The sequence below is a fragment of the Gilliamella sp. wkB195 genome (genome assembly GCF_001690445.1).
In the GTDB taxonomy this organism is placed as follows: Bacteria; Pseudomonadota; Gammaproteobacteria; order Enterobacterales; family Orbaceae; genus Gilliamella; species Gilliamella apicola_E.
Window position 1 is genome coordinate 1 of record NZ_LZGP01000003.1, and the last position, 6,982, is coordinate 6,982.

Here is a 6,982-nt window from a genome sequence, read left to right on the forward strand (position 1 = left end):
TAATTTAATAAAAATAGAATAAATATTATTGCAGTTAGTTTAGAATTATATAGCGATAAAAAAAACCCAGCATAGGCTGGGTTTCGAAACAAATTTGTAACGTTGCAATTAACGTTTGCTGAATTGTGGACGACGACGTGCTTTGCGTAGACCCACTTTTTTACGTTCAACTTGACGTGCATCACGAGTAACAAAGCCCGCTTGACGTAATGAAGAGCGTAAAGTTTCATCATATTCCATTAATGCACGAGTAATACCGTGACGAATCGCACCCGCTTGACCTGAAATACCACCACCTTTAACTGTGATGTAAAGATCAAGTTTGTCAGTCATTTCAACTAACTCTAAAGGTTGCATAACAACCATACGAGCAGTATCACGACCAAAGTATTGCTCTAATGAACGTTTGTTAATAATGATATTTCCACTACCTGGTTTAATAAACACACGAGCAGCAGAACTTTTGCGGCGACCTGTACCGTAATATTGATTATCAGCCATCTTCTATCCCCTTAAATATCTAATACTTGCGGTTGTTGTGCCGCATGATTGTGCTCACTACCAGCATAAACTTTTAGTTTACGGTACATTGCACGACCAAGAGGACCTTTCGGTAACATGCCTTTTACAGCAATTTCGATGACTTGTTCAGGATGACGTTCAATCATTTCTTTAAAAGTCGCTTCTTTAAGTCCACCGATGTAACCAGTATGACGATAATAGATTTTATCAGTGCGTTTTTTGCCTGTTACAGCAACTTTTTCTGCATTGATAACGATAATATAGTCACCTGTATCAACATGTGGTGTATATTCTGCTTTGTGTTTACCACGCAAACGGCTTGCGATTTCAGTAGCTAAACGACCTAACGTTTTACCTGCTGCATCTACAACATACCAGTCGCGTTTAACTGTTTCTGGTTTAGCTGAAAAAGTACTCATTTGTATTTATCCAAATTTTAATTAATCTCACGTTAATAAATCATTTGATTTATTTACACTTTTTGATTGCAACTATTAACTAACTAACCCCTTCGAGTCGTTATACTAATACTGACAACCGAAAACAGCGTTGGGAAAAACACTGTTGTAACGTGGGTGGCAATATTATACAGAAATATTAAAAAAGCGCTAGGATTTATGATAAAAAAAGCGTAGCGAGAAAAAACAGTAACTGCTACACTTTTAACTAATATTAAATAACACGATAAAAATTGATGGAAAACTTAATTCAACTTGCTGAAAAAGATTATATAAGTAAAGGTTTACACCGAAAATGCTATCATCACCCCGATGATCCTAATAAATGTATCAAAGTCAATTATAATGAAGGAGCAGAAGAGGAAACAAACCGTGAAATTGCCTATTATAAGCACCTTATAAATCGCAATATCTCATGGGATGTGCTAGCAAAATATTATGGTCCTGTAATGACTAATTTTGGTCAAGGTCATGTTTTTGAACTTATTCGTGACTATGATGGAAAAATTTCTATTCCATTAGAAAATTATCTGTTCGACGAACAAGCAACTAATCAAAATTATGATGCGTTAGTTGTATCACTCAAAGCATTAAAAACAGCCTTGCTGAAAGATAGAATCATTACTATGACAATCAAGAGTAAAAATATTTTATTTCAGCATTTGTCACCAGAGGAAAATCGCTTAATTATTATTGATAACATTGGTAATTCGACATTTATTCCTATCGCTAACTATGTAGGCTTTTTTGCAAAAGCCAAAATTGAACGCACATGGCAACGATTTTTATTATCACTAATTCGAGAAAATAAGCATAATTCATTAATCACTAAGTTAATTGATGATATGAATCATTAAGTCTGACTTCGGCAATCGTACCCTTTTGGTCTTGCCGATTTCTTAGTGTAAATTGGCCATGATGTAATTTAGTAATACGATTAACAATACTCAAACCGAGCCCTATTCCATCATGTTTACGATCCATTCTGAAAAAAGCTTGGGTTAACTTTTCTGTTTTTGACTCATCAATACCGCTCCCTTCATCTTTAACGGCTATCACAATTTCTTCAGCATCTTTATAAAAACTAATAGTAATTTTACTTTCATTTGGACTATACCGATAACTGTTTTCAACCAAATTACGAATCAGTAAACGAATCAAAGTCGCATCACCATTAAAAATTATATTATTACCCGTAATTTCCCAATCAATACTTTGTTGTTTTTGTACTGTTAACTCTGTCAATTCATCAAAAAGGGGAATTTGAATATCATCTAGAAAATTAATTTTTTGATACTGGCCTAGAGTAAATTTTTGACTTGCTCGAGCAAGCATTAATAGTTGTTCTACGGTATTTACTAAACGATCTATTCGTTCAATTAACTCATGGCAATCTATTTTATCTTTACTTTCTAATAGTTCTAGATGTAATCGAATACCTGCTAAAGGTGTTCTCATCTCGTGAGCTACATCTGCTGTAAATAAACGTTCTTGAGATAATGTATTATTTAGCCTTTCAAATAAATTATTTAATACCGTAGTAATTGACTTAATTTCACGCATATTACTGATTGGTTTTATTGGCTTAAGATTATCTTCAGTTCTTTTATTTAAATCTTTTTCAAGTATCTCAAGGGGTTTAGTAATCCATTTAATCGCCTTATAGGCCAAAAATAAAGTTACAACCATCATGGAAAATGCTGAGCAAAATAATGCAAAAATTGCTTCTAATTCTTCATGTTCAACCACTTCATCTATTTTATTTTGACTTAACGTTAAGTTAACTAAAACATCAATTTGCTCTTTACTCTCATGCCATAACCAAAATACCGTAATAATTTGGCAAATTAACATTATTGCACCCAAAGTAAAAAATAGATTCCAACGGATACTGTGTCGAATATTATTCAAAGACTGTTCAATCATAAATTTGCCATTCAATTAATTTTAAAATAATAACTAATTATTAATATTGAGTTGATAGCCATACCCACGCACAGTCTTAATTAAATCTTTTCCTAATTTATTCCTTAAGGCGTGAATATAAACTTCAAGCACATTTGAACTTGGATCACTCTGCCAATCATATAGATCATTTTGTAATAAACTTCGATGCACTTTTTCACCGGCTTTCAACATCAATCTAGATAGTAAAATAAATTCTTTTGGCGTCAATATCACTTCTTGATTATTTAAAGTAGCTTTTTGAAGTTTAATATCTATTGAAATTGGACCATAGTTAACAATATTATCGGCAGTTCCTTGATTTCGACGAATTAACGCTCTTATTCTGGCTAGCAATTCGGTTAAGGCGAAGGGTTTTATTAAATAATCATCTGCACCAAGATCTAAACCTCCAACTCTATCTTCGATAGTATCGCGAGCGGTTAAAATTAGTACAGGAATATCGATATTTTTTTTTCGCCATCGGGTGAGTAACTCTAAGCCATCACAATCAGGCAAACCTAAATCAAGAATAATTAAACTAAACTGTGCAAACTCAATAAGATCCTCAGCTTGCTTGCCATTAGATGCGACTTCACAAACATAGCCATTAGACGTTATCGCGTCATATAAACCTTTTTGTAATAAACTATCATCTTCTACTATAAGAATTTTCATTATAGTGTTACCTGATTTTGATTTGAGAAATATAACATTTACAACTATTATACGCTTTACTATTTATTAACCAATGCTTTAAAAAATTTAAGTTCATTTTGATTGTTATAATTTAGCGAATAATTATTTAAAACTTTTTGAGCGTATAAACCATATCTTTTTGACTAAATAAACAGAGATAAAACTTAACAACATACCCACCAGAATATCCAGTGGCCAATGAACACCTAAGTAGATTCGACTCCAACAAACAAGTAATGCAACAATCGTACATAAATAAGTTAATGCTTTAAATTGCTTTTTATAATTTAGATAAAGTGAAAAGCAAATAGTCCAAATAAAAACAGCGTGCTGACTAGGAAGAGAACTCGTTTTATCGTGATTCAAATAGTTCGTACCAATATTAAGAACAAATGGTCGTGGAGAATAAAATAGATGTCGAATAACAAAGGTTACAAATAAGGCTACAGCCAAACCTAAAGCAATTTTTATGATTAATTGTCTATAAACAGGTTTGAATAAAAAACATATTCCCAATATGACTATAGGAACAAAGATTAAATAATTTGCACAAAATATGGCAAAAAGAATAAATAATTTGGAGGCTTGTTCTTGAGCATTAATTAATAAAAAAAGATGAGTGTTCATATCAAGCAACATACAACGACCTATAAAAACAATATTTAGTTGTAATTTAATCAATAAAGCTTAAAAGAACCTTAAAAAGGATTTTGAACATTTAATAAATGATATTTATCGTTTATTTTTTCGAGTAATCAAATGGTATTTCGGCAATAAAGAGACGGTAAAATCAAGTGCAGCACAAATAATAAAATAAACAACAATCACAAATAAAAATATTTCAGTAGGATAAACCATACTACGATTATTAATTTGGGTAGCAATGAATGTAAATTCTGCAACACCCACTATATAAGCTAAAGACGTATCTTTAATTAATGATACCCATTGATTAACAAATGAAGGCAGCATCATTTTTAATGCTTGAGGAAGAATAACAAAAATGATGACTTGTCTTTTATTTAAACCTAACGAAAAAGCCGCTTGCCACTGTTCTTTAGCAATAGCTACCATTCCCGCATATACGGAATGACCAATATATGCGCCACCAATTAAAGATAAAGCAAAAATAACTGTTGTAATAGCTGGCACATCAACATTCAATAGCACTGGCAACAAAAAATAAGTCCAAAATATCAGCATAATAACGGGAATCGCTCTTAAAAATCCTAATACGACAACTAAAAGTTGACGTAAAAATCCTTTGCAAACAGTGAGACCAATACCAGCGAAAATACCTAAAATAGACGAAAAGATAATAGCAGCTAAGCTCATCAAAAGAGTCAACACAATACCGCCTGGGAAATTACCCCACATTAGGTAATCTAAATTATTCCAAATTACTTCAAAACCTTTAAAATCCATAAAAAATTAGACCCTGTTTAATCGCTTTGATTGATAAATATTGCCTAGTGTCCCAACAATAACAATGGCTAAAATATATAAAAATGTTGCTATCGCAAAATCCTGAAATGTTTTCAGCGATTCGGTTTCAACTTGACGTGAAACATAAGATAGTTCCAACACCCCAATAGCCATTGTTAAAGAGGAATTTTTGATGATATTCATATATTGACCAATTAACGGAGGAAATGCGATACGAATGCTTTGAGGTAAAATAATAAACCGCATACTTTGCCAACGTGTAAGACCTAAAGCTAATGATGCTTGTTCTTGACCATTGCTTATTCCCAAAATTCCTGCTCGAAATTCTTCAGCAATAAAAGCGCTGGAGTAACATGTTAATCCAATTAAACCAATAATAAATTCAAAAGAAGGCATTTTTACAGAGAAAAAAAACAGCTGGATTTGCGGTTCATCAAATAGCCACATTTTAAATTCTACAGGTAACAAATTACCTATACCAAAATACCAGAAAAAAAGCTGCGGTAACAATGGAGAATAACGAAAAATAGCGTTATAACTAATTACAACGCCTTTGATAATTTTGATATGACTTTGTTGAGCAATAACTAGCAAAAAACCAAATATTGTAGAGAGAATGATAGTTAAAACTGAAATAGCGATAGTGACTAAAAAACCATCCCACAACCACCATAAATAACGGGGTTCCAGTAATTGCTCATACATTATTTATTGACCTTTACCTATTTTGAAATCACCACGAGGCATGGCTGAATTTGTATCAGGTCCAAACCAACGGTTATAGATAGTTAACGCTTCACCATCATTTTCAAGCTTTAATAATATTTGGTCAACTTTTTCTTTCAAGCGGGTTTCCCCTTTTGGAATACCTACAGCTTGATATTCTTGAGTTATACTAAATGGAGATATTTCAAAAGCAGCTCGTTGTTCTTCTGGAACATTAGCAAGTAAACCTATTAACTTTGCGTCATCTTGAGTAATAGCTTGTACAACACCATTGCGTAATGCTGCAAAAGCAAAAGGTGTATCATCATATGAGATTACTTTAGCAGTTGGGTACTTCTCACGTAGAGTAATTTCCATCACTGTACCTTTATCGGCACCTATACGAAGATTTTTAAGATCTTCTGCTGTTTTTAGGAATCCTTTTTTAGCCACAAACTTCTGACCAGTAGCAAAATAAGGCAAACTAAAATCGACTGTTTTAGCTCGTTCATCAGTCACCGTAAAGTTTGCTACAATCAGATCTGCTTTTTGTGAGGTTAGCAAAGGAATACGGTTGGCTGGATTAGTTGGAACAAGTTCGACTTTTACATTCAATGCTTTAGCAATTTCATTAGCATAATCAACATCAAGCCCAGCAATTTTATTAGTTTTTTCATCAATAAATCCAAACGGAGGATTACTGTCAAATACCGCTATTTTGATCTGTCCGCGTTTTTCTATATCATCTAAGCGATCGGCGTAGGCTGAACTCGCAACGAATATTGAGCTGATTAAGGCAACCACCGTCAGTGATTTAGTTAAAAATTTCATTGTTATTATCCTCCATTGGACTTTGTATAGGGGTTAAGTCTATCAATAAAATATTCGGAGTAATAAATAACAATTATTTAGGTGCTTATAACTTAAAGTTATATTTAAAATAACCTATAATTTATAAAGAGTATAGAATTGTAATATTAGCAATAAAATAACACGTGTTTTAGCATTTAATACCTGTACACATCATAAAATTAAGCTGAGTGTCTTTGCACTTTTGTGCCAGCTGGATTGTAGAAAGGTACCAGTCGAAGAATAATAAAAGGGATATACGTGTAAAATAGATAGTAAGCTAAAAATCATCTGAATTGATAAAAGCTCTCTCTTTACACTCACCACTAATGGATTTGATATTCAAAAAAATAAATAGG

Annotated in this window: 9 protein-coding genes; 1 reads left to right on the forward strand and 8 read right to left on the reverse strand. The window is 32.5% G+C overall.

Annotated elements, in window-relative coordinates:
- Nucleotides 1-108: 108 nt before the first annotated feature.
- Together rpsI and rplM are read right to left on the reverse strand one after the other, a co-directional pair.
- A complete protein-coding gene (rpsI, locus tag A9G08_RS00745) occupies nt 109-501 on the reverse strand; it encodes a 30S ribosomal protein S9 (RefSeq protein ID WP_065561853.1) in 393 nt (130 codons plus the stop codon).
- An 11-nt stretch (nt 502-512) separates the two neighbouring features.
- Nucleotides 513-941 (reverse strand): 50S ribosomal protein L13, encoded by a 429-nt coding sequence (gene rplM, locus A9G08_RS00750; RefSeq protein ID WP_034901369.1) that lies wholly within the window; start codon nt 939-941, stop codon nt 513-515.
- A gap of 275 nt (nt 942-1,216) precedes the next feature.
- Here rplM and A9G08_RS00755 point away from each other — a divergent pair, with 275 nt between their 5' ends.
- Nucleotides 1,217-1,837 (forward strand): YrbL family protein, encoded by a 621-nt coding sequence (locus A9G08_RS00755; RefSeq protein ID WP_065561854.1) that lies wholly within the window; start codon nt 1,217-1,219, stop codon nt 1,835-1,837.
- Here A9G08_RS00755 and pmrB read toward each other — a convergent pair.
- From pmrB to A9G08_RS00785, 6 genes are all read right to left on the reverse strand, one after another.
- A complete protein-coding gene (gene pmrB, locus A9G08_RS00760; protein WP_065561855.1) occupies nt 1,809-2,906 on the reverse strand; it encodes a two-component system sensor histidine kinase PmrB in 1,098 nt (365 codons plus the stop codon). The two genes, A9G08_RS00755 and pmrB, sit on opposite strands and share 29 nt — an antisense overlap.
- A gap of 33 nt (nt 2,907-2,939) precedes the next feature.
- On the reverse strand, nt 2,940-3,602 hold the full coding sequence (gene pmrA, locus A9G08_RS00765; RefSeq protein ID WP_065561856.1) for a two-component system response regulator PmrA: 663 nt from the start codon (nt 3,600-3,602) through the stop codon (nt 2,940-2,942).
- 123 nt (nt 3,603-3,725) lie between these two features.
- Entirely contained in the window at nt 3,726-4,250 is a 525-nt protein-coding gene (locus A9G08_RS00770) for a phosphatase PAP2 family protein (protein ID WP_176701500.1), read from the reverse strand.
- Between the two features lie 105 nt (nt 4,251-4,355).
- The gene (locus tag A9G08_RS00775) at nt 4,356-5,048 is read right to left on the reverse strand and encodes an amino acid ABC transporter permease (RefSeq protein WP_065561858.1); all 693 of its coding nucleotides are present in this window, start codon (nt 5,046-5,048) and stop codon (nt 4,356-4,358) included.
- Nucleotides 5,049-5,054: 6 nt separating this feature from the next.
- Nucleotides 5,055-5,774, reverse strand: coding sequence for an amino acid ABC transporter permease (locus A9G08_RS00780; RefSeq protein WP_065561859.1), 720 nt, complete (start codon nt 5,772-5,774; stop codon nt 5,055-5,057).
- 3 nt (nt 5,775-5,777) lie between these two features.
- Nucleotides 5,778-6,605, reverse strand: coding sequence for an ABC transporter substrate-binding protein (locus A9G08_RS00785; RefSeq protein ID WP_065561860.1), 828 nt, complete (start codon nt 6,603-6,605; stop codon nt 5,778-5,780).
- Between the last annotated feature and the right edge of the window lie 377 nt (nt 6,606-6,982).

Excerpts from the sequence above, each read along its gene's own strand:
- rplM (WP_034901369.1), bottom strand. The coding sequence starts at position 941 with ATGAGTACTTTTTCAGCTAAACCAGAAACAGTTAAACGCGACTGGTAT.
- A9G08_RS00785 (WP_065561860.1), bottom strand. The coding sequence starts at position 6,605 with ATGAAATTTTTAACTAAATCACTGACGGTGGTTGCCTTAATCAGCTCA.
- A9G08_RS00780 (WP_065561859.1), bottom strand. The coding sequence starts at position 5,774 with ATGTATGAGCAATTACTGGAACCCCGTTATTTATGGTGGTTGTGGGAT.
- pmrB (WP_065561855.1), bottom strand. The coding sequence starts at position 2,906 with ATGATTGAACAGTCTTTGAATAATATTCGACACAGTATCCGTTGGAAT.
- pmrA (WP_065561856.1), bottom strand. The coding sequence starts at position 3,602 with ATGAAAATTCTTATAGTAGAAGATGATAGTTTATTACAAAAAGGTTTA.
- A9G08_RS00755 (WP_065561854.1), top strand. The coding sequence starts at position 1,217 with ATGGAAAACTTAATTCAACTTGCTGAAAAAGATTATATAAGTAAAGGT.
- A9G08_RS00775 (WP_065561858.1), bottom strand. The coding sequence starts at position 5,048 with ATGGATTTTAAAGGTTTTGAAGTAATTTGGAATAATTTAGATTACCTA.
- A9G08_RS00770 (WP_176701500.1), bottom strand. The coding sequence starts at position 4,250 with ATGAACACTCATCTTTTTTTATTAATTAATGCTCAAGAACAAGCCTCC.
- rpsI (WP_065561853.1), bottom strand. The coding sequence starts at position 501 with ATGGCTGATAATCAATATTACGGTACAGGTCGCCGCAAAAGTTCTGCT.